The following is a 25,941-nucleotide window of genomic DNA, read 5'->3' on the forward strand; positions in this document are numbered from 1 at the left end:
GATGAGTGTCCCCGATAGCGGGCCGCTACACACGCAACTGTGACGTGTCAGCCAACTGTGACTTATGTCACCGGCGTTGACGAGGTGTTCACACGACCACCGATTTCCGGTTACCGAAGGTGGTGCATGCGCCCTTTCGGCCTGGTCAGACGGCGGTCGTGGCCGGCGGTCGCACCGGCCACAGCGCCAGCAGCCCGACGCCGAGCACCAGCAGGATGCCGACGATCCCGGCGCGATCGGACCCGAACAGGTAGGTGAACAGACCCACCAACGTGGGGGCGAGGAACGAGACCGCGCGCCCGGTGGTGGCGTAGAGGCCGAACAGCTGCCCCTCCTGGCCGGGCGGGGCGAGCCGGGCGAGGTAGGTGCGCGAGGACGACTGCGCGGGCCCGACGAACAGCGTGAGCAACAGCCCGAAGATCCAGAACATCGTCGGACCGGACACGAACAGCAGGACGACGCCGACAGCCAGCATGCCCGCGAGAGACCCCACGATCACGGCCTTCGGCCCGGTGCGGTCGTCGATCCTTCCGGCGACCAGCGCACCGACCGCGGAGACGACGTTGGCGGCCACGCCGAAGATGAGCACGTCCCCCGCCCCGATCCCGTAGACGGTGACGGCCAGCACCGCGCCGAACGTGAAGATGGCGGCGAGGCCGTCGCGGAACAGAGCGCTCGCCGCGAGGAAGTACACGGTGTGCGGGCTGGTGCGGTAGAGGTCGCGCAGGTCGTGGAACAGGGCCCGGTAGGAGCCGACGATCCCCAGCCGGTGCGGCTGCCGGGACCGCGCCGGCAACTCGGGCACCGCGATGAACATCGGGATCGCGAACACGAGGAACCAGCCGGCCGCGACGAGTGCGACCAGCCGGATGTTGAAGCCGTTCTCGGTGGGGACGCCGAGGGCGCCGCCGTCGCCGCTGATGAAGCCGATGTAGACGACGAGCAGCAGGACGATCCCGCCCAGGTAGCCCATCGACCAGCCGAACGCGGACACCCGCCCAATCGTCGACGGCGTCGAGACCTGCGTGAGCATCGCGTTGTAGGACACCGAGGCGAGCTCGAAGAAGATCGAGCCGAGCCCGAGGAGCAGCAGGCCCAGCCACAGGAAGTGGTAGTCGTCCTGGACGAGGAAGAGCGCGGCCACCGTCGCCACCGTCAGCGCCGTCCAGACCCCCACCGAGAGCTTGCGGTGCCCTCCGGTGTCGGCGTTGCGCCCGATCACCGGGGCCAGCAGCGCGATGAGCAGGCCGGCCGCGCCGATCGAGTAGCCGAGCCAGCTGTTCGCGTTGACGTCGCCCGGCAGGTCGGCACCCACCGCGTCGGTGAGGTACACGGAGAAGACGAACGTCAGGATCACGGCGTTGTACGCCGAGGATCCCCAGTCCCACAGGCCCCAGGCAGCGATCTGTGCCCGGGTGGCGGGTAGGACGGGGGTGGGTGGTGTGGTGGTCATGACGCCTCCCAGACGCCTCGGGAGGCCAGTACGTCGCGCAGCAGGTCGGGCCGGTCGGAGATCAGGCCGTCGACGCCCAGGTCGAGCAGTGCGGTCATCTCGGCCGGGTCGTCCACCGTCCAGACATGGACCTCGCGGCCACTCTCGTGCGCCGTGCGCACCAGCGTGGCGTCCACGACCGTCAGCCCTCGGAAGTGGTGGGGCAGCTGCGCGAGGTTGCCCGTGACGGGCGGGGCGGGCAGCCACGACAGCGGGCGGGGCAGGGCGTCGAGCCAGGCCCGGGCTCGCAGCCCGGACGCCGAGACCTGGGCGAGCGAGGTGCACAGCCGGGAGCCGCCCATGCTCCGGGCTCTGGCCAGCCGCCCGTCGTGGTAGCTGCCGAGGCACACGCGGTGCCAGCTGTCGGTCCGGTCGAGCACGGCGAGGACGGGCTCGACGACCGCGTGGGACTTCAGCTCGACCGTGATCCGGGTGTCGGGCAGCTCGGTGAGCACCTGCTCCAGCAGCGGGATCGGTTCGCGGCCGTTCACCCGTACCTGGGTGATCGCCGACGCCGGCAGCGCGCCGATCGGCCCGACTCCGTCGGTGGTGCGGTCCAGAGTGGGGTCGTGGTGGACCACGGGCACGCCGTCCGCACTCGCGTGCACGTCCATCTCGAGATAGCTGAAGCCCTCGTCGACGGCCCGGTGGAACGCGGCGAGCGTGTTCTCGCATCCCGCGAGCTCGCCCGTGTGCCAGCCGCGGTGCGCATACGCCCGGGGGTAGGGGCCGTCGAGGTAGGGGTGGCGATCCACGCGAGGAGCCTGCCAGTAGTTGTCGATCACCCGCGACGGGGCAGGCGTTGCCGAGAGGTGAACAGCGGCGCGAGCAGATCACCGTGCTCGGCGATGCGGGCCGGTAGGTCGTCGGCGGTGAACACGAGGTCGTCGGGACGCCGGCAGGCGCGCACCTCCTCCCAGGTCACGGGGGTCGCGACGGTGGGCAGGGACCGGCCGCGCAGGGAGTAGCTCGCGATCGTGGTCTTGTGGGGGTTGTTCTGGCTCCAGTCGACGAACACCTTGCCACGGCGCCGCGCCTTGGCCATCACGTCGGTGACCCGGCCGGGGGTCTCCCTGGCGAGCTCCTCGGCGAGTGCCTTGGCGAACTCCGAGGTCTGCTCCGCCCGGGTGACGGTGACCGGCAGGTACAGCTGCATCCCCTTGCCCCCGCTGGTGCGGGGGTGGGCCACGAGGTCGTCGTCGGCCAGCCGGTCGGCGATCCGTTCCGCGACCCGCGCGCAGTCGACCACCGTGGTGCCCTCGCCCGGGTCGAGGTCGAACACGACCAGGTCCGGGGGCTGGTGCCCACCACGCGGGCCGATCCGCCACTGCGGGACGTGCAGTTCGAGCGCGGCGAGGTTCGCCGCCCACGCCAGCCCCTCGGCGTCGTCGATCAGCGGGAAGTCGGCCTTCTCCGAGCGGCCTCCCGGAGTGCCGACCCGGGCCGTGCGGATCCACTCCGGCGCGTGGCGCGACACGTTCTTCTCGAAGAACGAGGGCTTCTCCACCCCGTCCGGCCAGCGCACGAGCGTGACCGCCCGATCCCGCAGGTGCGGGAGCATCACGTCGGCGACGGCCAGGTAGTGGGCCAGCACGTCGGCCTTGGTGGTGCCGGTGAGCGGGTAGAGCACCTTCTCCGGGTTGGTCAGCCTGGCCCGCCCGACGCGGGTCTCGCCGCCGTCGGGACGGGGCGGGCGGCGTGTCCGTGCGGGTTCCGGCCCGGTGCTCACCTCCAGCCAGTGCGCGCTGCGTCGCCCGGGCTCGTACGGGGAGCCTGCGTCCTTGGCCACCACGGACGGCAGGCCCTGCTGCCCGGCCGCGGCGACGACCTCCGCGCCGCCGCCGTGGAACACGGGCGCGAGCTTCCAGTGCAGGCCGTCCAGCGGGAGCCGTTCGAGCAACGCCCGCCGCTCGTGGAACGGCAGCGGGCACGCGTCGCGCCCGTCGAGATGCAGCAGGTCGCCGATCCAGAGCTCGGGCCGGTCCGCGGGTCCGGCCAGCTCGCCGTCGAGCAGCACCTGCGTGGCGCCGAGCGAGGGCCCGAGGTCACGCAGCCGCGGCACCTGTAGCTCCACGCCGTGCTCGTCGGTGATCGTGGCGCGGCCGCCCTCGACGCGTACCAGTACGCGGCTCCCGCCGAACCCGACCTGCCACCACAGGTCGCGGTCGTCATCGGCCCGGGGGAGCGCACCGGGCGTCGCGAGCATCGGCAGCACGTCGTGGGGCAGTGGCTCTCGCCCCGGAGCGGGGTCGGAGCGGCGCAGCAACCAGTTGTCCTTCCCGGTGCCACGGTCGGTGCGGATGAACACGAACCGGCCGGTCGCCCGGTCACCCCGCAACCGGACGATGACCTCGCGCGGGTTCCACTTCTCGGTCTCGTACGTGCCGGCGTCCCAGATCGTCATCGCGCCGCCGCCGTACTCGCCTGCCGGGATCTCCCCGGAGAACTCCAGGTACTCGATCGGGTGATCCTCGGTGCGCACCGCGAGCCGGACGGTGTCCGGGTCGGTGGGCAGGCCCTTCGGCACCGCCCACGAGGCGAGCACCCCGTCGCGCTCGAGGCGCACGTCCCAGTGCAACCGCCTGGCGTGGTGCTCCTGGATCACGAAGCGGTGGCCCGGACCGGGCTGCGGATCCCCGTCCGGGACCGGCTCCGGGGTGCGCCGCACGTCGCGTTTGCGGCGGTACTCGTCCAGTGACACTGCGTCAGGTTAGGGCTTGTGCCCGACATCGGATTGGCTCTTGCGCCGGTCGGCCCGGCGCTGCAAGCATAGCCTTACCTGAACGAAGGAGTGCCTGTGTACGTCTGCATCTGCGAGGCGGTACCCGACACTGTGATCCGTTCCTGCATCGCGAGCGGCGCACGGAGCGTCGAGGACATCGGCGATGCATGCGGAGCCGGCACCGGCTGTGGGTCGTGCCACGATCACATCGACGTCTTCCTCGCCGCGGCACACGCTCCCTCGGAGCTGGCAGGGCTTCCCGTCTCCGCCTGACGGGCCAGCTGAGGCTGGCCTGACCTGCGCAAAGGCGGTACTGCGTTCGCCACGATCGGGGAGCGGAGCTACCGTCGCAGCATGCGTGGCGACCCCGAGATCATTGCTCTGCTCAACGACCAGCTCACCAGCGAGCTCACCGCGATCAACCAGTACTTCCTGCACGCGAAGATGCAGCAGAACTGGGGCCTCACGAAGCTCGCTGCCTACACGCGCGCGGAGTCCATCGACGAGATGCGGCATGCGGAGAAGATCACCGACCGCATCCTGTTCCTCGAGGGGCTGCCCAACTACCAGCGCCTGTCCACCCTGCGTATCGGCCAGACCGTGCGCGAGCAGCTCCAGTCCGACCTCGCGATCGAGCTCGAGGTCGTGGAGCGCCTGCGCCCCGGGATCACGATGTGCCGGGAGAAGCAGGACATCACCACGGCCAACATCTTCGAGGAGATCCTCGCCGACGAGGAGCATCACATCGACTACATCGAGACGAACCTCGAGCTGATGGACCGGCTCGGTGAGCAGCTCTACCTCGCCCAGCTCGTCGACCAGCCGCCCACCCCGGGCTGAGTTCCGACCTCGCACAGCTCCCGGACAGCCACCCCGACGCGACCACCCGACCGGCCGGTTCAGCTTGACAGTGTCTGAAACGGTTTGCAGAGTTTGGTCAGCGATGACGGGAGCGGCCGTGGCGGCGACGATCTGATGGCGGTCACCATCCACCATGTGGCCCGGGCTGCCGAGGTGTCGGTGTCCACCGTGTCCCGGGCGTTCACCGTGCCCGAGATGGTGCACCCGCAGACGCGCCGCAAGGTGCTGCAGGTGGCCGAGGAGCTCGGTTACCAGCCCAACCGGGCAGCCCGTGGCCTCGTCACGGGCCGGACCGGCAACATCGGCGTCGTCGTCCCCGACGTCGCCAACCCGTTCTTCTCCGCCGTCCTCAAGGGCTGCGCGGCCAGGGCCCGGGAGGCACGCCACGTCGTCTTCCTGGCCGACGCCGCCGAGGACCCGCGCGTCGAGGCCGAGGTCGTCGGTGCGATGGCCAAGCAGGTGGACGGCATCGTCCTGTGCTCGCCCCGGGAGGACTCCGACCAGCTCGACCGCCTGGTCGGGATCGCGCCACTGGTGCTGCTCAACCGCGCCGACACCGGCCTGCCCACCGTGCTCATGGACAGCGCGGACGGCGTCCGGCAGGCGGTGGAGCATCTCGGGGCGCTCGGGCACCGGCGCATCGCGCACCTGTCCGGTCCGGCCTCCTCATGGGCGGGCGAGGAACGCCTGCGTGGCCTGCGGGCAGCCGCCCCCGCCTGCGACGTCGAGGCCGTGGAGCTCGGGCCGTTCCCCCCGACGTTCCAGGGCGGCATCCAGGCCACCGACCTCGCGCTCGCGCGCGGCGTCACGGCCGTGCTGGCCTTCAACGACCTCATGGCGATCGGGGTGCTGAACCGCCTCGCCGCCCGCGGGGTCTCCGTGCCGGAGGAGATGAGCGTGGTGGGGTTCGACGACATCGAGATGTCGTCGATGACCACCCAGCCCCTCACCACCGTGCGGATGCCGATGGAAGCAGCCGGACGCACCGCCGTGGACCTGCTGCTCGACGAGCTGCCGCCCGGCCCGGAGCTGCAGCGCTGGCTGCCCACCCAGCTGATCGTCCGCTCGACCACCGCACCGCGGGTGCCGGTGCCGGTGGCCACGCGCTGATCGCGCCTGCCGGTCAGAGCGACAGGATGTCGTCCACCGCAACCGGCAGGCCGGTCTCGAAGGAGCGGTTGGCCGCGAGCCCGGTGAGCAGCGACAACGCCCCGTCGCGGTGGGTGGAGGCGCGCCCCAGCGGGTCGGCGGTGCGCTCGCCGCCGAAGATCTCGGCGAGCATCCGCGCGTCCCCGCCACCGTGCCCTTCACCGGTGGCGTCGGGCAGGTTCAGCTCCACCGGCTTCTCCCAGTGCCGCCGCAGCGTGAGCGTGGACGAGTGCTCCGGTGCTGCCGCCACCCCGTGCAGGGCCTCGCCCGGCGCCGTCCCGGCCGTGCCGGGGTCGACGAACGAGTTCTCCACGACGTCCAGTTCCAGGCGACCCTCGCTGCCGTTGAACACCACGTGGTAGCCCTCCCACGGCGAGTACGCCGTGAGGTGGTAGCTCATCGTCGCGCCGCTGCGGTAGCGCACCGCGACGGTCATGTCGTCCTCGATGGTGATGCCGTCCCCGAAGACGTTCTGGTCGCGGTGGTAGCCGTCCTCGTGCTCGGCGTCGAGGTAGAGCGCCTTGAGGGTGGGGGAGCCGGCCATGTCCAGCGCGAACGGGTCATCGCCGGCCGACCCGGCACCGTGTGCCCGGTCGTAGGGGCGGGCCAGACCGCGGGCGCCGCCGTTGCCGGAGCCGTAGAAGAACAGCTTCCCGAACCCGAACACGACCTCGGGGGACGAGGCGATCCACCAGTTGACGAGGTCGAAGTGGTGGGTGGCCTTGTGCACCATCAGGCCACCGGAGTTGGCCTTGTCCCGGTGCCAGCGGCGGAAGTAGTCGGCACCGTGGCGGGTGTCGAGCAGCCACTCGAAGTGCACCGACCCGACCTCGCCGATCGCCCCGCTCGCGAGGACCTCCCGGACCTTGGCGTGCACGGGGTTGTAGCGGTAGTTGAAGGTGACGGTCACCGTGCGGCCCGTCTCGGCCTGGGCGGCGAGGATGCGCCGGCAACGTTCGGCATCGGTGGTCATCGGCTTCTCGGTGACGACGTCGCAACCGGCGTGCAGCGCGGCCACGATGTACTCGTCGTGGGTGCGGTCGATCGTGGTGATGATGACCGCGTCGACCCGCTCCCGTTCGAGCATCGCCACGAAGTCCTCGGGCCGGTAGGCCGGCACCGGCGCCTGTCCGAATTCCTGGACGGCCCGGTTGTGCACCTCCATGCGTGTGCGGTTCACGTCGCAGAACGCCACCAGCTCGGCGTGGTCGGCGTGCGTGCTCGCGAGCGCGCGGACGAACATCTGCGCGCGGCTGCCGAGGCCGACGATCGCGAAGCGGGTGCGGGTGGGGGAGGAGGGCGTGGCTGCGCTGGTGCTCATGGAGCTCCTGCCGTCGGGTTCCGGTGGCCGGGTGCGGGGGTGCAAACGCTTGTAGCCGCTGCTCTGGTCGAGTGGCATCCCGTCCCCTCGCGCGGTTCGCCGCGAGGCTTCCCAGATGGTGATGACGTCATGATGCAAATGCTTGAAAATTTCCGCAAGAGCCATTGACCGCGCCCGCGCCCCCTGACCTAATGGGCGTCGCGCGCGTGTGTCCCGGCACACAGCGGCGCAGCAGGGCAGTGAGAGACCGAAGGAGCTCCCTCATGACCATCTCCGGCAGGCGCCGTCCCGCGCCGCCCGTGCCACCGACCGCGGGTCGGCGAGGGCTACGGCATGTGCTGGCGGCCACCGCCACGCTGGCGCTCCTCGCCACAGCGGCCTGTGGCGGCGGCTCGGCAGGGGACCAGGAGCCCGGCGCGGCCCCCGTCACCGACAGCCCCGTGCAGCTCTCGGTGGCGTGGTGGGGCGGCCCGGCCCGCGCCGAGAACACCGAGAAGGTGCTGGAGCTCTACAAGAAGTCCCACCCCAACGTCACCTTCACCACGCAGTGGCAGGGCTACTCCGGCTACTACGACAAGATCAACACCTCGGCTGCCGGCCGGAACGCGCCGGACATCATCCAGATCGACAACCGGGCGCTGCGCGAGTACGCGAACAAGGGACTCATCGCCGACCTGAACCCCTGGACGGGCAAGACGCTGAAGGTCGACCAGATCGACCCGAAGCTGCTGGGCACCGGCAAGGTCGACGACAAGCTCTACGCCCTGCCGCTGGCCTCCAACACCCAGGCACTCGCCGTCGACACCACGGTGATCGAACCGCTCGGCCTGGTCCCGCCGGAGACCGGATGGGCGAGCTGGGACGAGTTCGGCACCTGGGCGGCCCAGGTCACCACGGCCACCGGCGGCAAGGTGTGGGGCACGCGCGACGAGAGCGCGAACCTCAGCGCCTTCGAGTACTGGCTGCGGCAGAACGGCAAGGAGCTCTACGACGGCCAGAAGCCCGGTTTCACGGAGGCCGACACCACGGCGTGGCTCGACCTGTGGGCGAAGCTCCGCGACAGCGGCGCGGCGTCACCCGCTGAGGTCGCCCAGCCCGCGAACGCCGGTGACATCTCCAAGAACACCGTGGCCACGAAGCAGACCGTGGCCACCTTCTCCTACGACAACCAGCTGACCGAGCTCGCCAAGGCCACCGACCACAAGCTGATGCTCGTGCCATTGCCCGGTCCGGGAACCGGCGCCTACGCGCGCCCGTCGCAGTTCTTCACCGCCTACGCAGGCGGCAAGAACGTCGCCACGGCCGTCGACGTGATCAACTTCTTCGTCAACGACCCGGAGGCCGGGGCGATCCTGGGCACCGAACGGGGCCTGCCACCCAACGACCAGGTCAGCGCGGCGATCCTCCCGAGCTTCAGCGAGCAGCTGAAGTACGTGGCCGCCTACGACGACCGGGTGACGAGCCAGGCCGGGGACACGCCGCCCGTGCCCGCCCAGGGCGACTCGCAGATCGTCCAGCTGCTCATCTCCGCTGCGGAGAACGCCGGCTTCGGGCGCCAGTCGACGAGTGACGCCGCCGCGGAGTTCGTCTCCCAGACGACGTCCGCCCTCGAGCGCGCGAGCAGCTGACGGGAACTTCGATGGAGGACACAGTGACGACGGCGACCGGGCCGACGGCCGCACCGCCGGGGGAGACAGCGGCCCGGCGATCGGAGGCCGGCCCACCGGTCGCCGGGGTCCGCCGGGACCGCAGGCGGGAGGCCGTCGCCGGGTACGTCTTCCTCTCGCCGTGGTTGCTGGGCCTGTTCGGCATCACCCTGCTGCCGATGCTCTACTCGCTCTACCTGAGCTTCACCGACTACGACCTCCTGCAGGACCCCGACTGGGTCGGCGTCGACAACTACGTCCGGATGTTCACCGACGACCCGAAGTTCTGGCACGCGGTGGGCGCCACCCTGCTGTTCGGTGCGGTCTCGGTGCCGTTGAAGCTCGCGGTGGCGCTCGGGGTGGCGCTGCTGCTCTACCGCAACCGGCGCGGTGTCGGGCTCTACCGCTCGCTGTACTACGTGCCCTCGCTGCTCGGCGGCAGCGTCGCGATCGCCATCGCGTGGCAGACCCTGTTCGGGGGTCAGGGCGCGATCAACGAGGTGCTCGGGTTCTTCGGCATCGAGGGCCGGAGCTGGATCACCAACCCGTCCACCGCGCTCGGCACGCTCGTGCTGCTCGCGGCCTGGCAGTTCGGGGCGCCGATGGTGATCTTCCTCGCCGGGCTCAAGCAGATCCCGGTGGAGATGTACGAGGCCGCCGCGCTCGACGGCGCCGGGCGCGCCAAACAGTTCTGGCACGTCACGCTGCCGTTGCTCTCACCCGTGCTGTTCTTCAACCTCGTGCTGGAGACCATCGCCGGCTTCCAGGGGTTCACGGCGGCGTTCGTGATCAGCGGGGGGACCGGCGGACCGGCCGACTCGACGTTGCTCTACACGCTCTACCTGTACCTGCGCGGCTTCGGCGACTTCCAGATGGGCTACGCCTCGGCGATGGCCTGGATCTTCCTGGTGGCGCTGGGCCTGGTGACCGCGCTCGTGTTCCGCAGCGGCTCCCTGTGGGTCCACTACGCCGACGAGGGGGAGCGCTGATGGCCACTCCGACCGTCCTCGCTCCGCCCGCACCGGAGCAGCAGGCACCACCGCCTTCGGGTCAGCGGCGCTGGTACGACCGCACCGCGGCGCACGTGCTGCTGGTGGGTCTGCTGGTCGTCGCGCTCTACCCGATCGCGTACATGATCGGCACGTCGTTCAAGTCGCCCCAGGAGATCTTCAACAACCTCGACATCTGGCCGCGGGAGTTCACCCCGGGCAACTACAGCGAGGGATGGTCGGGGATCCCCGGCGTCAGCTTCGGCCGGTTCTTCCTCAACAGCGCGGTGATCTCCGCGGGCGTGGTGGTCGGCAACGTGGTGTCCTGCGCACTCGCCGCGTTCGCGTTCGCCCGGCTGCGCTTCCCCCTGCGTGGCATGTGGTTCGCACTCATGATCGGCACCCTGCTGCTGCCACATCACGTCCTGATCGTGCCCCAGTACGTGCTGTTCAACTACCTGGGCTGGATCAACACGCCCCTGCCGCTGGTCGTGCCGAAGTTCGTGGCCACGGACGCGTTCTTCGTGTTCCTGATGGTGCAGTTCATGCGGGGGATCCCGCGCACGCTCGACGAGGCGGCCGAGATCGACGGCTGCGGACCCTACCGGCGCTTCTTCCACGTCGTGCTGCCACTCACGAAGCCCGCTCTGGTCACCACCGCGGTCTTCTCGTTCATCCAGACCTGGAACGACTTCTTCTCCCAGCTCGTCTACCTCAACGACCTCACGAGCTACACCGTCCCGATCGGCCTGCGGCTGTTCCTGGACTCCAGCGGGCAGAACGCTGTCGGCCCGATGTTCGCGATGTCGGTCCTCTCACTCGTGCCGGTCTTCCTGTTCTTCCTGTTCTTCCAGCGGTTGATCGTGGACGGGATCAACACGAGCGGGATCAAGGGATGAATGTGGGCCTGCTGCGGCGGCGGGTCCCGGAGCCCACGGGGTCCGGGCGCGGGTGGAAGGAGCAGCTGCGCCGCGTCTCGGAGCTGTGCCTGCTCGGCATCGTGGCCGTCGTGCTCTGCCTGCCGCTGCTGACGGTCGGTGCGGTGGTCGCGGTGCTGTCGTCGGCGGTGGGGCACTGGATCGACCACGACGACCTGCCCCCGTGGCGTGACATGGCCGCCGAGTTGCTGGGGCGGCTGGTGCCCGGCGCGGTCGTCAGCGTCGCCGGGGGACTGGCAGCCCTCGTGGTCGTCCGCCAGGTGCGCTGGCTGGCGAGCGGGGAGGTCCCCGGGGGAAGCGTGGCGCTCGTGGCGCTGCTCGTGGCCACCGGCTGCCTGCTCGCGGTGGTGCTGCTCGCCGTGCCGCTGCTCGCCGGGGGTGGCTCGTGGCGCAGCGCACTCGCCGGTGGCTGGGCGGCGTTGCTGCGGGCACCGGGAGCCGGGGCCGCGGCGCTGGGCGTCACCCTGATCGCCGCGACGCTGGCCGTGCTCCTGCCCGGCGTGGCGCTCCTCCTGCCTGCGCTGCTGGTGCTGGCCCTCCACGCGCTGTTCCGGGCCCTCGTGCGGTGATGATCGGTGCCTCGCGATGATCATCGTGGGGGAGGCTCAGCGTGGTGCTCGGCGGCGAGCACCACGCTGAGCCAGCCGTCGATGCGCTCGCACAGGGCCGGCCGGCCCGGGTCGAAGGCGACGCCGTGGCCGACGCCGTCGAGGGTGCCGAGGGTGGCTCCGATGCCCTGGGCGAGACCGGCGACGACGTCGCGGTGACCGACGGCGTACGCCAGCGACGCCAACGCACCCATGCTGTGGCCGACCAGGACCGGGCGGCCGGGGGACTGGTCCACGCCGACCCCGATCTCGGTCTGGACGTCGAGGATGCTCCGGTGCACCCACTCGCCGTGCTCGAGCCGGCGTGACATGCCGTGGGAGAACCAGTCGATGGCCAGCACGGTGCGCCCGGAGCGGGCGCTCGTGACAGGTGAGACGGGGAGCCCAGCCGCCCCGTGGGGTGCTCCACCCACGGTGTCTCCTGTTCCCGATATCCGCCGAACCCGAGTACTCGGTGGAACGACGGTAGAAACGAGAGCCTCGCGGCGCCACCCTCGATGAGAGAAATCCCCCGATCCTGCCGTTCTCCACATTCTGGTGGAAAGTCGCGGTATGGCCGAAACCGACCATGTCGACGTGGTCATCGACGATACCTGGCACGACCTACCCGAGGAGCTCCGCACAGAGCTCGTCGCGCGCCGCGCAGCTTCGGCCGAATGGGGGCCCTACCAGCGCGAAGGCAGGCCTGGCAGGCGCTGGGAACCACTCCGACCGATGGTCGTCCGGGAACGGGCCTACCGGGGGCTCGAGTCCCTCACGGCCCGGTTGCTACGCCTGGCCGTGGATGCGTGCTGTCGCCGTGCGTCGACGGTGGGTGAACTGCATCGAATACTTCGCTTTCCCCATCAGATCCTCTTGATGGATCCTGACCGCCCACTGGTTGCGGCAGAACTCAGCCGATTCGCGCGTCCCGACATCCTGGTCGAAAAGGGGAGGCCGCGCCTTCTGGAGTTCAACATCAGCACCCGGCTCGGTGGCGACGGGGTGGCGTTCTGGCTCGCGGAGGCCTACGTCCGGCTGTGCCCGGAGATCGGTCTGCGGCTGCCGCCCTCCACGGTGACGGCGCAGTGCGCGGCGCTGACCCGCACGCCGCGAGCCGAGAACGGGCACGGCGGTCCGGGCCGGTTGCTCATCCCGGTCCATTCGGTGCTGGACGGCACCGGTGCGCGGCACCGCCGCTACATGATCAAGCCGGGCGTCCTGGCCGGTGCGCAGCAGGTGGGCCTCGAGGTCCTCCAGACCGACCTCGGCGACCTGGGCCTCGACGCCACCGGACGGCTGCTCGCCTCCGATGTGCCGGTCGACATCGTGCTGCTCGGGTGGCGCGGTAGCGATCACATCGTCGACGACGGCGGCGGGCTCGCCGCACTGCGTACGGCGGACCGGGCCCGGACCGTCGAACTGTTCCCCCGCCCGGAGTCGGGGCTCGTCTCGTCGAAGGCGGTGCTGTCCTGGCTCCACGAGGACTGTGAGGCGGGCGTGCTCGGCTCGGCCGACCGCGCACTGGTGCGCGCCCACGTTCCGTGGACCGTGTGCCTCGGTCTGGACCGGGATCCGGACGTGGAGAGGGGACTGCTGTGCATGGCGGCCGCCGAGCGGGACCGGCTGGTCGCGAAGCCGGCCGTCGGCAGATCCGGTAACGACGTGATCTTCGGAAGCCAGACGTCGGCGCAGAACTGGCAGTCGGCTGTCGCCGATGCGGCGCGCGAGTCGCCTCTGGTGCTCCAGCGCCGCGTCGAGTCCGACCGCATCACGATGCCCTTCCGCGATCAGGAGTCCGGGCAGCAGGTCACCACGCGGGTGCCGTTCGTGCTGAGCCTGTTCATGGTCGACGGCGCGGCGGCCGGCGTACTGGTGCGCCACATGGCTCCGGGCCTCACCACGAGGGACGTGGTGATCGGTATGCGCCGTGGCGCACGCCCGAACGCGGTGCTGTTCGCACCGGAGCCGCTCGCAGTCTGACCCGGCTGTGGAACGAGAGTGGCGGTGGCAATCGCGGATCAGGGTCGGCCGCCTCCGGTGTGCTGGATCAGAGCCGGTACGAACACGTCCCACAGCGGCTTCGGCAGGTCGTGCCCCGCTCCCTCCAGGACCAGCAGCGTCGCGCCGGGAATCGCGTCGCGCAGGGCCTGTCCGTGGGGGAGGGGGACGAGCGGGTCGTGGTCCCCGTGCACCACCAGGGTCGGCGCCGTGATGTCGCCGAAGCCGCGGGACGCTCCGTCGAAGCTCATCGCGTAGTGGTTGACGAGGGTGGACGCGATGGTGTGTGTGCGGGCCACGTCCCGCTCGACCAGCGCTCGCATGGCGGTTTCGTCGAAGTAGGGCGAGCCACCCGAGAACGCCTTTGCCGATGCGACGACGAAGTCCACCACCGCGGCGGGATCGGCGGGGTCCGGGTCGGCGGGGGTGTCGCTGGTGAGCCCATCCGACGACGGTGGGAGGCCGTCCTCTCCCGTGGAGGTGGAGACGAACGTCAGCGATGCGACCCGGTCGGGGTGGTCCACGCCGACCATGAGCCCGATGCCGCCGGACATGGACCGGCACACGACGTGCGCGCGTTCGACGTTCAGGGCGTCGAGGATGCCGAGCGCGTCCCCGGCCAGGTCTGTGTACGTGTAGCCCGGGCGCCCGGGCGGGTAGCTGGTGGATCTGCCGGTGTCCCGGTTGTCGTAGCGGATCACGAACCGGTCGCCGCGCGCGATCTGTTCGCACAGCTCGGCTTCCCACCACAGCATCGAGGCGGCCGCACCATCGACGAGCAGGACGGCCGGGTTGCGGGGGTCTCCGAAGGTCTCGACGCACAGCTCGACATCGTTGATCTCGACGAGTTTCTCGCCGTGGGAACGGTGATCGGTCATGAACGTCAAGCTAGGACACCCCAGTCATCGCCACAAGCGATGGTTCGCGATCGAGACCATCGTTCAGGACGATGTTCATGCGCAGCCTGCCAGGTGCTCTCGTGCGGTGTGATCGGTACGGGATGATCACCGTGGGGGCGAGGCCGTTGTTCCGACGCAATCAGGACAATCCCGACGGAATGTCCGGTCCAACGGTAACTGCTGCACAAGTGATCTAGTTCTTGCGTAGGCGGCAATTTCTCCGTCGGATTCCCGACATCCGGGGGCAAGATCACCGCCCCAGTGTCTCCAAGCGCATCCCCGAGCCTGGAGAGTCCTCGAGCCATGTCCGAACTGTCCCGCAGAAACTTCCTCGGCGCCGCCGCGTCCGTCGCTGGTGCCGCCGCCATCGGGGTCGCCCTGCCCGGCGTGAGCGCTGCCGCGACTCCCGCCCCGGCCGCCGCCGGCAAGGCGCACGGCGACATCCGCGACATCAAGCGCGTCGTCGTGATCATGCAGGAGAACCGCAGCTTCGACCACTACTTCGGCGCCCTCAAGGGGGTGCGGGGGTTCGGCGACCGCTCCACGATCCAGCTGCCGGGTGGCAAGTCCGTCTGGGAGCAGCCGAAGAAGCCCGCTGAAGGGGTCGAGACCCAGTACCCCTGGCGGCTGAGTGGGGCGAAGTCCTGGAGCGGCGCGACCCCGCCGAGCGCCGAGCTCGGCGCCGCCAACTACGGCGGCACGAGCCACGGGTGGGCCGACCAGCACGGCGCCTGGAACGGCGGCCTCATGAACGGCTGGTACGACGCCAAGGGCGGTCCGACCACCCTCGGCTACCTGGACCGCGCGGACCTCCCGTTCCACTACGCCCTTGCCGACGCCTACACGGTCGGCGACGCCTATCACTGCTCCGTGCTCAGCGCGACCGGCCCGAACCGCACCTACCTGTGGGGCGGGACGATCAACGCCGACAAGAAGCACGGCAGCTTCACCGCCAACGACGGCGGCGACGAGCGCGGCAAGTCCCTGCCGTGGGAGAGCTACGCCGAGACGCTCCAGAAGGCCGGAGTCAGCTGGCGGGTGTACCAGTGCGCCGACGACTACGGCGACAACGGACTGGAGTACTTCGCCACGTTCGCCGCGCTCGACCCCACCCAGGGCGGCACGGCCGCTCCGGGCAACGTCTTCTACGACAACGGCGTGAAGAACGTCCCCGAGCCGGTGACCGGACTCGCGGGCAACGCCGACAACATCAACGCCGCGATTCGCGCCGACGTCCTCAACGGCTCGTTGCCGCAGGTCAGCTACGTCGTCAACAACCAGTTCTTCTCCGAGCACCCGGTGACGGCCCCGAGCAACGGCGCGTACTTCCTCCGCGGCCTCCTGGAGGCCCTCAACGCCGACCCGAGTGTTCTCGACTCGACTCTGGTGATCCTGAACTACGACGAGAACGACGGTCAGTTCGACCACGTGCCGCCGCCCCTGCCGGCGCCGGGTGAGGCGGACGAGTTCGTCTCCGTCGGCACCACCGCCGCCCTCCCGGTCGGCCTCGGGTTCCGGGTGCCGTTGATCCTCATGTCGCCCTGGACCCGCGGCGGTTTCGTGACCTCCGAGGTCTCCGACCACACCTCGGTCATCCAGCTCATCGAGAAGTGGACGACGGCCCTCGGCAAGCCGGCCATCTGTCCCAACATCAGCGACTGGCGCCGCAAGGTCTGCGGTGACCTCACCGGTGCCTTCGACTTCGCCTCGCCGGTCTACGGCCTGCCCGACCTGCCGGACACGGGGGAGCTCGTCCCCGAGACGAAGTACACCCCGCTGCCGGGCGACAACACGATGCCCACCCAGGAGCAGGGCACCAAGCCGGCGCGCCCGCTGCCGTACCAGCCCAACGCCAACCTCACCGGCTTCGGCGACGGCGGGGTGAACCTTGCGTTCAGCAACGACGCCCCGTTCGTCACCAAGGCGAGCCACTTCACCGTCTACGACAACAAGGGCGGCTCCCCGGCGCTGGCGCAGTACCCGGCGAAGTTCCCGGGCCAGTACACGGTCGGCGCCAAGGAGACGGCCACCGGCACCGGCCCCGTCGGCTCGTCCGCAGGCGACACCGCATACGACCTGACCATCACGGGCCCGAACCGGTTCCTGCGCCGCTTCGTCGGCGACGTCGCCACCGCCGGCAAGGACCTGGTGGTCGAGGCGAGCTACTACGACGGCAGGTCGACCGCACGACCGAAGCTGAAGCTGTGGTTGCGGAACAACGGAGACTCGCCGGTGGAGTTCACCGTCACGCACAACCATTACATCTCCGGCGCACCGCAGAAGGTGAAGGTCGCCCCGCACAGCAAGGAGGCGTGGGCGGTCAGCCCGCTGGGGGTCAGCAGCGGCTGGTACGACGTGACCGCGACGGCCGACTGCGACGCCGCGTGGTCGCAGCGGTTCATCGGCCACCTGGAGACCGGGAAGGCCAGCATCACCGGCTGACCCGGCCCGTAGCGACGACCGGACCGTGGCGTCGGGCTGGAAGCCCGAGTGCGTCGCGGTCCGGCTCGTAGGGTCGTCCACGCCGGTTCATCGCCGGTTCGTCGCGCTGTCGCCGCCGGTGTCCGTCCGGGTCGTCGGGGGAGTAGAGGGTCACCCAGTACTCGCGAGGTCGCTGGCGCCAGTACACCGGCCCCACCGGGCTCGTGGTTCCGAGATAGGCTGAGTCCCGCTCATACCCGGGCGGTCAGCTTGATCTCGATCAGCTGCTCAGGAAAGGCCAGCCGCGGTGTGCCGACCAGTGTGCTTGCCACCAATGGATCCTCGCGTCCGTAGGCGGCCTTGCGCAGCGGCCCGGCCACCTGGAATGCCGCGTCGATGTCAAGCACGTAGAGGACTTCCTCCACCACGTCAGCCAGCGAGGCTCCGAACCGGCGGAGCAACGTCTCGGCGTTGCGGTAGGCCTGTTGCATCTGCTCGCCCATGTTCCCGTAGTCCGTGACATTGCCGTGCTCGTCGACCGGGGCCGCGGCTACGAGGTCGGCGCCGTCGTGCGCGAGTTGCCCGGACACGTAGATCGTGTCACCGTGCTTGATCGCCTGGACGTAGCCGTAGGATTCCTCCCACGGAACACCGAAATTCTCAGTGTGTGTGTCAGGAGTTTGCGCTGCAGGCATGGTTCTCCTTCGTGGTGTCGGACTGGAACGCCGTGATCACAGGAGCCGTGATCACGAAGGATCTGTAGGTGCCGACCAGATTCATCGGTGCCGTCCTCGGCGAGGAATCATGCAGGGAAGTCCGCGTGCAAGTCCGGAGATGCTTGTGCTCGTCACTCGACTGCGCAGGTTCCACTCCGCGGCCGGCGTCGTCGGGGCCGCGGTAGATGAACACGCGCCGAATGAGGAAGTCACGGACCTCGAACATGTCACACCAGCGGCCGACGCTCCAGTCCTGCACGCCCGCGCGCCACGGCCCGAGCGAGTCGGCGGTGGCAGATCAGGGTCCAGCCCGGAGCCGTTCAGTTTAGTTCCGCGGCCCACGCGCCGGGGTGGCTGGTGAGCAGGCCGTCGTCGTTGAGCGCGCCATCCTCACGAGTCCAGGTCAGCAGGCGGACGGCACCGGGTCGCTGTTCGGCTTCCCCCGGGACCGTCACCGGAGAACCAGACAATCAGAGCATACCGAGCGTTCGAGACGAGAATAGCAGCGACGACTTTTCAGACATCGACCAGGCATTTTCGTGTTTCCCGCCGTGAGTCAGCTTTCCGACCTGCATTTCTTCCGCCGTAGCGGCGCGGTTCAGGCCATCCCTGCGGAACGCAGATGCCGGCCCGCCTTGCGTGACACTGTGTAGTACGCTCCGTAACCAGGGCAAATTTGGCTTCCCAGAACTTGACACGTGGCGCACGCAAGGAAATTCTGTTGAACGTTGACGGGCCGACACGGGGACTACCGTCGGCTGCCAGGTTCGACCGCGCAGTCAAGCAGCGGATCGAGTCGATCGACATCATCCGGGCGATCGCGGTCATGGCGATTCTTTTGGTCAACATCGGGTACTACTACGCGAATCAAAACCATCGGCCTCCTGCGATCGTTTCACCATGGGACGTGTGGAGTGGCCGCGTGGTCGACCTGCTGGTGTTGGACAAGTTCCATTTCATCTTTGCTTTCCTGTTCGGGGTCAGCGCGGCGATCCTGTACGAAAACATGTCTCTTCGGGGCAAGGTGTGGCTTCCGTACCTGCGCCGGATGGCCATCCTCTTGGCCTTCGGTGCGATCAACCTGTTCTTGCTGCACGCCCCCGACGTGTTGATGGTCTACGCGGTCAACGGCACCCTGCTCGCGTTGTTCTTCCGTGCCCCGCAGTGGGTTTTGCTGATCGTCGGCCTGGTGATCGCGTGCGGCGGCAACCTCGGTTCCGTCCTGGTCGCCGTGGTGAATCACCATGCCGGCACCAGTATCGAGACGGTTCCTATGCTGGCCGCCTGGGTCGCGGTCCAATCATTGGGACACACGTTGCTCGGTTGCTGGGCATTCCGGGCGGGACTACTGACTGACGAGCGCCGGATTCCGGCAGTGCGTGTCCTGTTCGCCGTCGCGACAGTCGGCACGGTCGCCCTCTGGGCGTACGGACTGTCGCTGACGGACACCAACTTGATCGACTCGATGAACGAAAACCTTGCCATCATTCCGGCGGTCACCTACTTGTCGGGCCTGGTATTGCTCCTGCGTTCGTCGCGGCTGCGCGCACGACTGCTCCCTTTGCAGCGCTACGGGCGGATGGCGTTGACCAGCTACGTCACGCACGGGATCTTCGGTATCACCGTCGTCGCCACTCTCGCATCCGTGATGACGATTTCCTCCTCGATGCTCCTCCTGCTTTGTGTGCCGATCTGGATTCTCCAACTGGCCTTCTGCAGCTGGTGGCTCTCTCGTTTCACATACGGTCCGTTGGAATGGATATGGAGAGTTGGAACTTATCTCACTCGCCCGCCGATGCGGTTGTCTCGGACTCGAGAAGCAATACGGTGAGGCGTACGGCTCGCCGGTGATGAGGGCGCCAGCGGGTTCGTCGTCAACGATCTTGACCTGTGTCGCCGGGCGATAGATCGGGCTGCTGGGTCCGGATGCCCGGAGTGCCCGTAGACGCGCTGTAACACTCACCGCACCGAGCGCGAGCGTCGACGTGCCACGCTGTGCGGGATCGGATTCACCATCTCGCTGTTCATCGTCGACCTCGCGATCGACGACGGCTCGCGCAGAACCAGGCACGGGTGGGCGTACTGGCGGCATCTGTCATCGCCTTCGTGCTTGCGACGATCACCTTCCGGATCTCCGATGCCGTGCGCCCCGCCACCGAGGCCGCTGCCGCGCAGGGCAGATTCTTCGCGCGCGCGATCTTCGACGACCAGGACAACCAGCGGCCGTCCGACATCATCTACATCGCCCACGACCTCGGCCTCGACGTCGAGCAGTTCGAGAAAGACCTCATCTCGGCCGAGGTCACCGGCCGGGTGCGCGACGACATCCTCGACGCCGAGGCCATGAACATCACCGCCCGTCCCGACGCTCTTCATCAACGGCCACCGGCACGTCGGCCCGTACGACGCGCAGTCGCTGCTGCGAGCGCTCACGGCCCCGACCGACACACATCCGTCGCCGAGTAGCGGATGCCGTGGCCCCTCTCCTGGCGCCAGCTGTGGTCACGGCCACCTCGCCGGCCGGGGCGCACTGGAGGCGATGGCAGCTCGCAGCGGCGCCGAAGCGGCGAGGGCCCCGCCGGGTGACCGGCGGGGCCCTCGCTCCTGTCCGAACTGCCTACTGCTGGCCGATCGCGTCGCGCTGCTCGGTGCGGGTCTCGGCCTCCGCGGGCTGGTGCCCGTTGCGGGCGGCGGCCTCGGCCTCGGCCTCCTCGTGGCGGGCCTGCTCCAGGGCCGCGGTCTCCTCGGGGGAGTCGGGCGTGAGCAGCGAGCCGGGGACCGGCGAGCCGCCCATGCCGAGCTGGTTCATCCGCTTGGGCACCGGGGCGCCCTGGTACTCCAGCGGGATGGCGTGGCCGTGGTCGTCGACGCCGGCCAGCGGCTGGTGCACCTCGATGAACTCGCCGTGCGGCAGGCGCTTGATGATGCCGGTCTCGATGCCGTGCTCGAGCACGGCGCGGTCGCCGCGCTGCAGTCCGATGCAGATCCGGTACGTCACCCAGTAGGCGATCGGCGGGACGACCAGCACCCCGATGCGGCCCGCCCACGTGGTGGCGTTCAGCGAGATGTCGAAGACGTAGGCGATCAGGTCGTTGCTGCCCGAGAGGACCAGCACCGTGTAGAAGGAGATGCCCATGACGCCCAGCGACGTGCGCACGGGCGCGTCCCGCGGGCGCTGCAGCAGGTTGTGCAGGGCGTTGTCCTTCGTGAACCGCCGCTCGATCCAGGGGTACGCCCCCGCGAGGACGTAGAGGACCGGGAGGAACGCGGGGCTCGCCCAGAACGCCGGCGGGATGTTGTAGTCGCCGATGTGGATGTCCCACGGCGGGAAGATCCGCAGCATCCCCTCGGTGAAGAGCACGTACCAGTCGGGCTGGGACCCGGCGGAGACCCGCGCAGGGTTGTAGGGCCCGAAATTCCAGATCGGGTTGATCTGGAACAGGCCGCCCATGATCCCCAGGATGCCGACCGTGACAGCGAAGAACGCCCCACCCTTCGCGGCGAACGCCGGGAGAATCCGCACGCCGATGACGTTGCCCTCGGTGCGGCCGGGTCCGGGAAACTGGGTGTGCTTCTGGTACCAGACCAGCCCGACGTGCAGCGCGATCAGCGCGAGCAGGATGCCCGGGATGAGCAGCACGTGCACGATGTAGAGCCGCGGGATGATCTCGGTGCCGGGGAACTCACCACCGAAGATCGCCCAGTGGCTCCACGTGCCGACCACCGGGACCGCCAGCATGAACCCGGATGCGATCCGCAGGCCCGTACCGGACAGCAGGTCGTCGGGCAGCGAGTAGCCGGTGAAGCCCTCGAAGAAGCCGAGGAACAACAGCAGCACGCCGATCACCCAGGTGGCCTCGCGCGGCTTGCGGAAGGAGCCGGTGAAGTAGTTGCGGAACATGTGCACGACCATCGCGGCTAGGAACAGCAGCGCCGCCCAGTGGTGCATCTGGCGGACGAACAACCCGCCGCGGATCTCGAAGGAGATCCCCAGGGCGCTCTCGTAGGCCCGCGACATGTGGATGCCGCGCAGGTTCTCGAACGGTCCGTTGTAGGTGACCTCCTGCAGAGAGGGGTCGAAGAACAGCGCCAGGTAGGTGCCCGACAGCAGCAGGACGATGAAGCTGTAGAGCGCGATCTCGCCGAGCAGGAACGCCCAGTGGGTCGGGAAGACCTTGTTGAACTGCCGACGCAGCCCCGCCGCCGGGTGGTAGCGCTGGTCCAGCTCGTCCAGCGCACCGATCACCTTGGCGTTGGCGCCCGACCCGGTGGGTGTCGTGAGGGAACTCACGGGTTGTATCTCCGCTCCCAGAAAGCCGGCCCGACAGGCTCGGCGAAGTCACCCTTGGCGACGAGGTATCCCTCGTCATTCACTGTCATCGGAAGCTGGGCGAGCGGCCTCGTGGCCGGACCGAAGATCGGCCTGGCGTACTTCCCGGAGGACAGGGCCCCATCGCGTCCCGTGAAGTTGTGGCAGGACGCGCAGTCGAGGCGGAACAGCTCACAACATGAGCTTCCAATCGGCACGGCGGAATGGCGTAGGCAGAAACTAGCCCGCGGCCGACCCGGTACCTTGGACGATGTCCCCATTGAGTCCATCTGGGTAGAAGCCACCGGAGGAGCCGCCTTGGGGAGCAAGGTAGACGACGTTGAGGATCTCCGCAGCGCTCCTGCCGAATACACGGCCGTACTCATCGGTGGGAACCAGGTTGGCCTCGTTCTTCGTGCCGATACCCTGATCATCATCAGCGGGCCCACTGACCGCGTTGCGAACCGCGGAAATCTTGCGCACGACGTCGAACACCGAGTCATCCACGAGCCCTTCGCTGAACAGCGTCGCCCGCACCACCCCGGCGTGGTACGCCTCGGTAGCCAGCAAGCCTGCTGCTGCGTCCAGGTAAGTCTTGTTGGAGATGAACGGCGCCGCACCCTTGAAAGCAGTGACTCCGACATCTTCGAAGAGGAACGCCGCAAAAAGGAAGTTGCGGTCGTTCGCATAGGCGTCGAAGACCTCACCGGGCTTGATCAATCCGGCCGCTGTAGCCGCAGCCGTAAAGCTGTGGTCAAGGGAGATCCGTGGCCGCGCAGCAGCCGCGTCGCCGAGTGCGTCGCGGAGGAACGCAACGTGGGCTCGCTCGTCCATGGCGATCTCGCGGGCGATGTTCTTGATCAAAGGACTACGGAAGTCAACCTGACGGCCGCCGGACACCCCGCCGGCCTTCCCCGTCCCACCTACCATGTCATCGGGCAGCCCCTGACCTGTTGCGCCACGAAGGTAGAACTCGGCTTCAAGGTACTCCAAGTTGAGCGCGAAGTTCAGGATCGAACTGTCACTCGGCCCGCTTTCTTCTGTCGTGGTCCTCGGTGCGCCGGTGGCGGCTTCGGCGACCATACTGGTGAGCTTGGTGCGATCTTCTGCGGTTTCGGCGCTGCGGTTGATGGCATCGTCGATGAAGCGGTTCTCAGACATTCTGACTCCAGTGCTGTTCGTTGATTACGCTCGCCGCTACAGGCCAGCCGCTGTGATCTTGGATAGGCTGTCGAGACCACTGCTACCTTCCAAGCGGAAAAAATAAGCGGGTTGGAAGCCGTCGCCGGTGTCCGATGCGACTTCTTAAACTGACTAACGACTCAGGACACTAGTTGCGGCCTGCCATGACCCCGCCGTCGACGTTGAGGATGGCGCCCGTGATCCAGCTCGAGGCCGACGAGAGGAGGAAGGTGATCGCGGAGGCCAAGTCCTGCGGGGTGCCGACTCGGCCGAGCGGGTGCAGGCCAGCCATCTGCTGCAGCGTGGCTTCCCGCTGGTCGGCGGGAAGCCAGTCGAAATGAGGCGTATTGGTGACGGCGGGAGCCACGGCGTTCACACGGATGCCCTCGCCGGCGAGTTCGATGGCGAGGTTGTGCGTAAGTGCGTGCAGGCCCGCCTTGGCCATCGAGAACGCCGACGACGGTGTCGCGGCGAGGGCCTGGTGCGCCCACATGGCGCCAACGTTCACGATCGCGCCGCCCTGACCGCCGGCGACCATACCTCGGGCGACGGTCTGAGTTAGGAAGAACGTCGCCCTGTTGAGGTCGTGATAGGAGTCGTAGTCGGCTACCTGGTGGTCGAGGAAGGTCTTGAGCCGGACGAGCCCCGCCGAGTTGACGAGGAGGGTGGCATCAGGGTGGTTCTCCGCCAGTTGCTTCTGCGCCTCGACGACCTGAGTCCAGTCCGTCAGGTCGGCCATGACCGACCACGCGGTGCCGGAGCGCGACAGGCTTGTCACGGCGTCGTCCAGTTTGCGACCCGGGCGGCCGACGATCACTGCGCTGCCGCCCGCCGCGATCACGTCCTCCGCGGTCTTGAAGCCGATGCCACTGCCGCCGCCGAGCACGACGATCTTCTTGCCTTCGAAGTCCGTGGCCACGCGAGTCACTCCCCGTTCAGGTGCGTCGTGAGCGGTCAGACCCCTGGTGGGACCGACCTGGCTCGGGCGTCATCCGTCGGGCCGGGACTCGACTCTTCGGCGCCCCCGGCTGGACCGACTGCGGGGGACTATGCGGGACCAGAAATGGACTGTCAAGTACTACTTCCAGCGTTGGCCGCACCCCGGAGCGACGCTTCCTCTGGGAATCCACGACCGGCCGCAGCCCCCGGCATCGCCGACCGGTCCCACCTCGCCCCGTAGGCACGATGCGTCGGAAACCGCAGGTGAGATCCACTGGTCTGATCACCGTTGGCTCGTGCCGAGACTCCGGACCGCCCCGGCGGCCCGTTGGCCGACGGCAGACCACTCGGACTCCAAGCCCCACCAACCAAAAGTGGACCAAAGCGACCATTATCGTCGGTCGAAATCCCCGGTGTCCGCACCCCGCGGTGTCGCCGGCCCTTGCCCAACCGGCCGTCCGAGCTGTCGACCACCCGTGTGGCCGCACCCTGCGGCACACAGCTGATCGATTGGACAGGGTACGGCGTCCGACCGCTGACGGGTCAGGACCGACGGGGCGCGGACGATGCGGCGGCTGCTCAAGTCAGCGGGTGCTCGCGCCGGTGTCGGGTTCGCCGAGCGCGGGGGAGGGGTCGAGACGGCAGACCTGCAGATCGCGGACCAGCCGCGATCGTCGCCGGGAGTGGCGCGATGAGGCGGCTGAGCATCAACTGGAGGTCCATCGAGCAGCGCCGCATCGCCGTCGGCCTCCAGGGCCGCGGCCCGCAAGCTCGACATCTCGGTCGGGACCGCACGGCGGTGGCGGGCCCGGTTCATCGAGTCGGGTCTGGACGGACTGCTGGACGAGCCCCGCCCAGGCCGCCCGCGGACGGTGGTCGACGAGCAGGTCGAGCAGGTGATCACACGGACGTTAGAGACCACCCCGAAGGACGCGACGCACTGGTCGACCCGTTCGTTGGCTGCGGAGTTGGGGCTGTCGCAGACCACGGTGTCGCGGATCTGGCGGGCATTCGGCCTGCAACCACATCGCCAGGACAGTTGGAAGCTGTCGAAGGATCCGCAGTTCATCGACAAGGTCCACGACGTCGTCGGGCTCTACCTCGATCCGCCTGAGGCCGCGGTCGTGCTGTGTGTGGATGAGAAGTCCCAGGTCCAAGCGCTGGACCGCACCGCGCCGGTGCTACCGATGATGCCCGGCGCTCCCGCCCGGGCAACCCACGACTACGTCCGCTCGGGCACCTCCAGCCTCTATGCGGCCCTCAACGTCGCCACCGGTGAGGTGATCAGCTCGCTGCACTCGCGCCACCGCGCGATCGAGTTCAAGAAGTTCTTGGCCAGGATCGACGCGCAGGTGCCGCCGCATCTGGACGTGCACGTCGTGCTGGACAACGCCTCGACCCATAAGACTCCGGCGATCAAGCGCTGGCTGAGGGCGCATCCGCGGTTCGTCCTGCACTTCACCCCGACCAGCTCGTCCTGGCTCAACCTGGTCGAGCGCTGGTTCGGTGAGCTGACCACCAAGAAGCTGCGCCGCGGCGCTCACCGCTCGGTCCGAGCCCTCAACGCCGACATCCGCGCCTGGATCCGGACCTGGAACGACAACCCGCGCCCTTACGTCTGGACCAAGACCGCCGACGACATCCTCGACTCCATCGCTCGCTACTGCACGAGGATTAACGACTCACGACACTAGGGCGTGTCCTGTAGGTCGGCACGCAGCCACAACACGATGGCCGCGATACTGATCTCTGACCGGTAGTAGGCCATC

22 protein-coding genes and 2 pseudogenes are annotated in these 25,941 nt (G+C 68.7%); 12 read left to right on the forward strand and 12 right to left on the reverse strand.

Features of this window, described 5'->3' with window-relative positions; all coding sequences use genetic code 11:
* Positions 1–145 precede the first annotated feature (145 nt).
* The 3 genes from AC5L35_RS12885 to ligD are packed head-to-tail and all read right to left on the reverse strand — an operon-like array spanning position 146 to position 4,193.
* Positions 146–1,453 carry an MFS transporter gene (locus AC5L35_RS12885; RefSeq protein ID WP_495059800.1) on the reverse strand — a complete coding sequence of 436 codons (1,308 nt, stop codon included), beginning with the start codon at positions 1,451–1,453 and terminating at the stop codon, positions 146–148.
* Complete coding sequence (locus AC5L35_RS12890) at positions 1,450–2,247, reverse strand: glycerophosphodiester phosphodiesterase family protein (protein ID WP_495059801.1); 798 nt, start codon at positions 2,245–2,247, stop codon at positions 1,450–1,452. Before AC5L35_RS12890 ends, AC5L35_RS12885 begins: the two co-directional genes overlap by 4 nt.
* A gap of 26 nt (positions 2,248–2,273) precedes the next feature.
* Positions 2,274–4,193 carry a non-homologous end-joining DNA ligase gene (gene ligD, locus AC5L35_RS12895; RefSeq protein WP_495059802.1) on the reverse strand — a complete coding sequence of 640 codons (1,920 nt, stop codon included), beginning with the start codon at positions 4,191–4,193 and terminating at the stop codon, positions 2,274–2,276.
* Between the two features lie 96 nt (positions 4,194–4,289).
* On the opposite strand from ligD, the gene AC5L35_RS12900 reads away from it, so the two are divergent.
* From AC5L35_RS12900 to AC5L35_RS12910, 3 genes are all read left to right on the forward strand, one after another.
* Positions 4,290–4,487 carry a (2Fe-2S)-binding protein gene (locus AC5L35_RS12900; RefSeq protein ID WP_169395742.1) on the forward strand — a complete coding sequence of 66 codons (198 nt, stop codon included), beginning with the start codon at positions 4,290–4,292 and terminating at the stop codon, positions 4,485–4,487.
* An 81-nt stretch (positions 4,488–4,568) separates the two neighbouring features.
* Positions 4,569–5,054, forward strand: a complete 486-nt coding sequence (gene bfr, locus AC5L35_RS12905; RefSeq protein ID WP_169395743.1) for a bacterioferritin — start codon at positions 4,569–4,571, stop codon at positions 5,052–5,054.
* A 135-nt stretch (positions 5,055–5,189) separates the two neighbouring features.
* A complete protein-coding gene (locus tag AC5L35_RS12910; protein WP_495059803.1) occupies positions 5,190–6,185 on the forward strand; it encodes a LacI family DNA-binding transcriptional regulator in 996 nt (331 codons plus the stop codon).
* 13 nt (positions 6,186–6,198) lie between these two features.
* Here the strand turns inward: AC5L35_RS12910 and AC5L35_RS12915 are convergent, their stop codons facing one another.
* Positions 6,199–7,545: a Gfo/Idh/MocA family protein gene (locus AC5L35_RS12915; protein ID WP_495059804.1), complete on the reverse strand. Its 1,347-nt coding sequence runs from the start codon at positions 7,543–7,545 to the stop codon at positions 6,199–6,201.
* A gap of 263 nt (positions 7,546–7,808) precedes the next feature.
* On the opposite strand from AC5L35_RS12915, the gene AC5L35_RS12920 reads away from it, so the two are divergent.
* From AC5L35_RS12920 to AC5L35_RS12935, 4 genes are read left to right on the forward strand one after another with little or no spacing between them, the layout of a single operon-like run.
* The gene (locus tag AC5L35_RS12920) at positions 7,809–9,173 is read left to right on the forward strand and encodes an ABC transporter substrate-binding protein (RefSeq protein WP_495059805.1); all 1,365 of its coding nucleotides are present in this window, start codon (positions 7,809–7,811) and stop codon (positions 9,171–9,173) included.
* 23 nt (positions 9,174–9,196) lie between these two features.
* On the forward strand, positions 9,197–10,180 hold the full coding sequence (locus AC5L35_RS12925) for a carbohydrate ABC transporter permease (protein ID WP_495059806.1): 984 nt from the start codon (positions 9,197–9,199) through the stop codon (positions 10,178–10,180).
* Positions 10,180–11,079, forward strand: coding sequence for a carbohydrate ABC transporter permease (locus AC5L35_RS12930; protein ID WP_495059807.1), 900 nt, complete (start codon positions 10,180–10,182; stop codon positions 11,077–11,079). The genes AC5L35_RS12925 and AC5L35_RS12930 overlap by 1 nt, the downstream gene beginning before the upstream one ends.
* On the forward strand, positions 11,076–11,687 hold the full coding sequence (locus AC5L35_RS12935; RefSeq protein ID WP_495059808.1) for a hypothetical protein: 612 nt from the start codon (positions 11,076–11,078) through the stop codon (positions 11,685–11,687). The genes AC5L35_RS12930 and AC5L35_RS12935 overlap by 4 nt, the downstream gene beginning before the upstream one ends.
* 20 nt (positions 11,688–11,707) lie before the next feature.
* Here AC5L35_RS12935 and AC5L35_RS12940 read toward each other — a convergent pair whose 3' ends face one another.
* Positions 11,708–12,139, reverse strand: coding sequence for an alpha/beta hydrolase (locus tag AC5L35_RS12940; protein ID WP_495059809.1), 432 nt, complete (start codon positions 12,137–12,139; stop codon positions 11,708–11,710).
* Positions 12,140–12,584: 445 nt separating this feature from the next.
* Here AC5L35_RS12940 and AC5L35_RS12945 point away from each other — a divergent pair, with 445 nt between their 5' ends.
* Complete coding sequence (locus AC5L35_RS12945) at positions 12,585–13,688, forward strand: glutathionylspermidine synthase family protein (RefSeq protein ID WP_495059810.1); 1,104 nt, start codon at positions 12,585–12,587, stop codon at positions 13,686–13,688.
* A gap of 38 nt (positions 13,689–13,726) precedes the next feature.
* Here the strand turns inward: AC5L35_RS12945 and AC5L35_RS12950 are convergent, their stop codons facing one another.
* Positions 13,727–14,584: an alpha/beta fold hydrolase gene (locus AC5L35_RS12950; protein WP_495059811.1), complete on the reverse strand. Its 858-nt coding sequence runs from the start codon at positions 14,582–14,584 to the stop codon at positions 13,727–13,729.
* Positions 14,585–14,908: 324 nt separating this feature from the next.
* Here AC5L35_RS12950 and AC5L35_RS12955 point away from each other — a divergent pair, with 324 nt between their 5' ends.
* Positions 14,909–17,047 carry a phosphocholine-specific phospholipase C gene (locus tag AC5L35_RS12955; protein ID WP_495059812.1) on the forward strand — a complete coding sequence of 713 codons (2,139 nt, stop codon included), beginning with the start codon at positions 14,909–14,911 and terminating at the stop codon, positions 17,045–17,047.
* A 230-nt stretch (positions 17,048–17,277) separates the two neighbouring features.
* Here AC5L35_RS12955 and AC5L35_RS12960 read toward each other — a convergent pair whose 3' ends face one another.
* Both AC5L35_RS12960 and AC5L35_RS12965 read right to left on the reverse strand, forming a co-directional pair.
* Positions 17,278–17,721, reverse strand: coding sequence for a Rid family hydrolase (locus AC5L35_RS12960; protein ID WP_495059813.1), 444 nt, complete (start codon positions 17,719–17,721; stop codon positions 17,278–17,280).
* 341 nt (positions 17,722–18,062) lie between these two features.
* Positions 18,063–18,197 carry a hypothetical protein gene (locus AC5L35_RS12965; RefSeq protein ID WP_495059814.1) on the reverse strand — a complete coding sequence of 45 codons (135 nt, stop codon included), beginning with the start codon at positions 18,195–18,197 and terminating at the stop codon, positions 18,063–18,065.
* Positions 18,198–18,463: 266 nt separating this feature from the next.
* Here AC5L35_RS12965 and AC5L35_RS12970 point away from each other — a divergent pair, with 266 nt between their 5' ends.
* Positions 18,464–19,573 carry a DUF418 domain-containing protein gene (locus tag AC5L35_RS12970; RefSeq protein ID WP_495059815.1) on the forward strand — a complete coding sequence of 370 codons (1,110 nt, stop codon included), beginning with the start codon at positions 18,464–18,466 and terminating at the stop codon, positions 19,571–19,573.
* Positions 19,574–19,884: 311 nt separating this feature from the next.
* Positions 19,885–20,208: a DsbA family protein gene (locus tag AC5L35_RS12975; protein WP_495059860.1), complete on the forward strand. Its 324-nt coding sequence runs from the start codon at positions 19,885–19,887 to the stop codon at positions 20,206–20,208.
* A 151-nt stretch (positions 20,209–20,359) separates the two neighbouring features.
* On the opposite strand, the gene qcrB is transcribed toward AC5L35_RS12975, so the two are convergent.
* The 4 genes and pseudogenes from qcrB to AC5L35_RS12995 all read right to left on the reverse strand — a co-directional run bounded on the left by qcrB (position 20,360) and on the right by AC5L35_RS12995 (position 24,152).
* Entirely contained in the window at positions 20,360–22,033 is a 1,674-nt protein-coding gene (gene qcrB, locus AC5L35_RS12980; RefSeq protein ID WP_495059816.1) for a cytochrome bc1 complex cytochrome b subunit, read from the reverse strand.
* A pseudogene (locus AC5L35_RS12985) lies at positions 22,030–22,245 on the reverse strand (hypothetical protein); the annotation flags it as partial. The gene qcrB and the pseudogene AC5L35_RS12985, both read right to left, overlap by 4 nt.
* A gap of 46 nt (positions 22,246–22,291) precedes the next feature.
* The gene (locus AC5L35_RS12990; RefSeq protein WP_495059817.1) at positions 22,292–23,212 is read right to left on the reverse strand and encodes a ferritin-like domain-containing protein; all 921 of its coding nucleotides are present in this window, start codon (positions 23,210–23,212) and stop codon (positions 22,292–22,294) included.
* A gap of 169 nt (positions 23,213–23,381) precedes the next feature.
* Positions 23,382–24,152 (reverse strand): SDR family NAD(P)-dependent oxidoreductase, encoded by a 771-nt coding sequence (locus AC5L35_RS12995; protein ID WP_495059818.1) that lies wholly within the window; start codon positions 24,150–24,152, stop codon positions 23,382–23,384.
* A gap of 796 nt (positions 24,153–24,948) precedes the next feature.
* Here AC5L35_RS12995 and AC5L35_RS13000 point away from each other — a divergent pair.
* Positions 24,949–25,866, forward strand: a pseudogene (locus AC5L35_RS13000) (IS630 family transposase); the annotation flags it as partial.
* Between the last annotated feature and the right edge of the window lie 75 nt (positions 25,867–25,941).

The organism is Pseudonocardia sp. OZ21, from assembly GCF_059359135.1.

What these genes read in the sequence shown, in the direction of transcription:
- AC5L35_RS12885 (WP_495059800.1), bottom strand. Translation starts at nt 1,453, where the DNA reads ATGACCACCACACCACCCACCCCCGTCCTACCCGCCACCCGGGCACAG.
- bfr (WP_169395743.1), top strand. Translation starts at nt 4,569, where the DNA reads ATGCGTGGCGACCCCGAGATCATTGCTCTGCTCAACGACCAGCTCACC.
- AC5L35_RS12910 (WP_495059803.1), top strand. Translation starts at nt 5,190, where the DNA reads ATGGCGGTCACCATCCACCATGTGGCCCGGGCTGCCGAGGTGTCGGTG.
- AC5L35_RS12915 (WP_495059804.1), bottom strand. Translation starts at nt 7,545, where the DNA reads ATGAGCACCAGCGCAGCCACGCCCTCCTCCCCCACCCGCACCCGCTTC.
- AC5L35_RS12920 (WP_495059805.1), top strand. Translation starts at nt 7,809, where the DNA reads ATGACCATCTCCGGCAGGCGCCGTCCCGCGCCGCCCGTGCCACCGACC.
- AC5L35_RS12930 (WP_495059807.1), top strand. Translation starts at nt 10,180, where the DNA reads ATGGCCACTCCGACCGTCCTCGCTCCGCCCGCACCGGAGCAGCAGGCA.
- AC5L35_RS12935 (WP_495059808.1), top strand. Translation starts at nt 11,076, where the DNA reads ATGAATGTGGGCCTGCTGCGGCGGCGGGTCCCGGAGCCCACGGGGTCC.
- AC5L35_RS12945 (WP_495059810.1), top strand. Translation starts at nt 12,585, where the DNA reads ATGGATCCTGACCGCCCACTGGTTGCGGCAGAACTCAGCCGATTCGCG.
- AC5L35_RS12950 (WP_495059811.1), bottom strand. Translation starts at nt 14,584, where the DNA reads ATGACCGATCACCGTTCCCACGGCGAGAAACTCGTCGAGATCAACGAT.
- AC5L35_RS12955 (WP_495059812.1), top strand. Translation starts at nt 14,909, where the DNA reads ATGTCCGAACTGTCCCGCAGAAACTTCCTCGGCGCCGCCGCGTCCGTC.
- AC5L35_RS12960 (WP_495059813.1), bottom strand. Translation starts at nt 17,721, where the DNA reads ATGCCTGCAGCGCAAACTCCTGACACACACACTGAGAATTTCGGTGTT.
- AC5L35_RS12990 (WP_495059817.1), bottom strand. Translation starts at nt 23,212, where the DNA reads ATGTCTGAGAACCGCTTCATCGACGATGCCATCAACCGCAGCGCCGAA.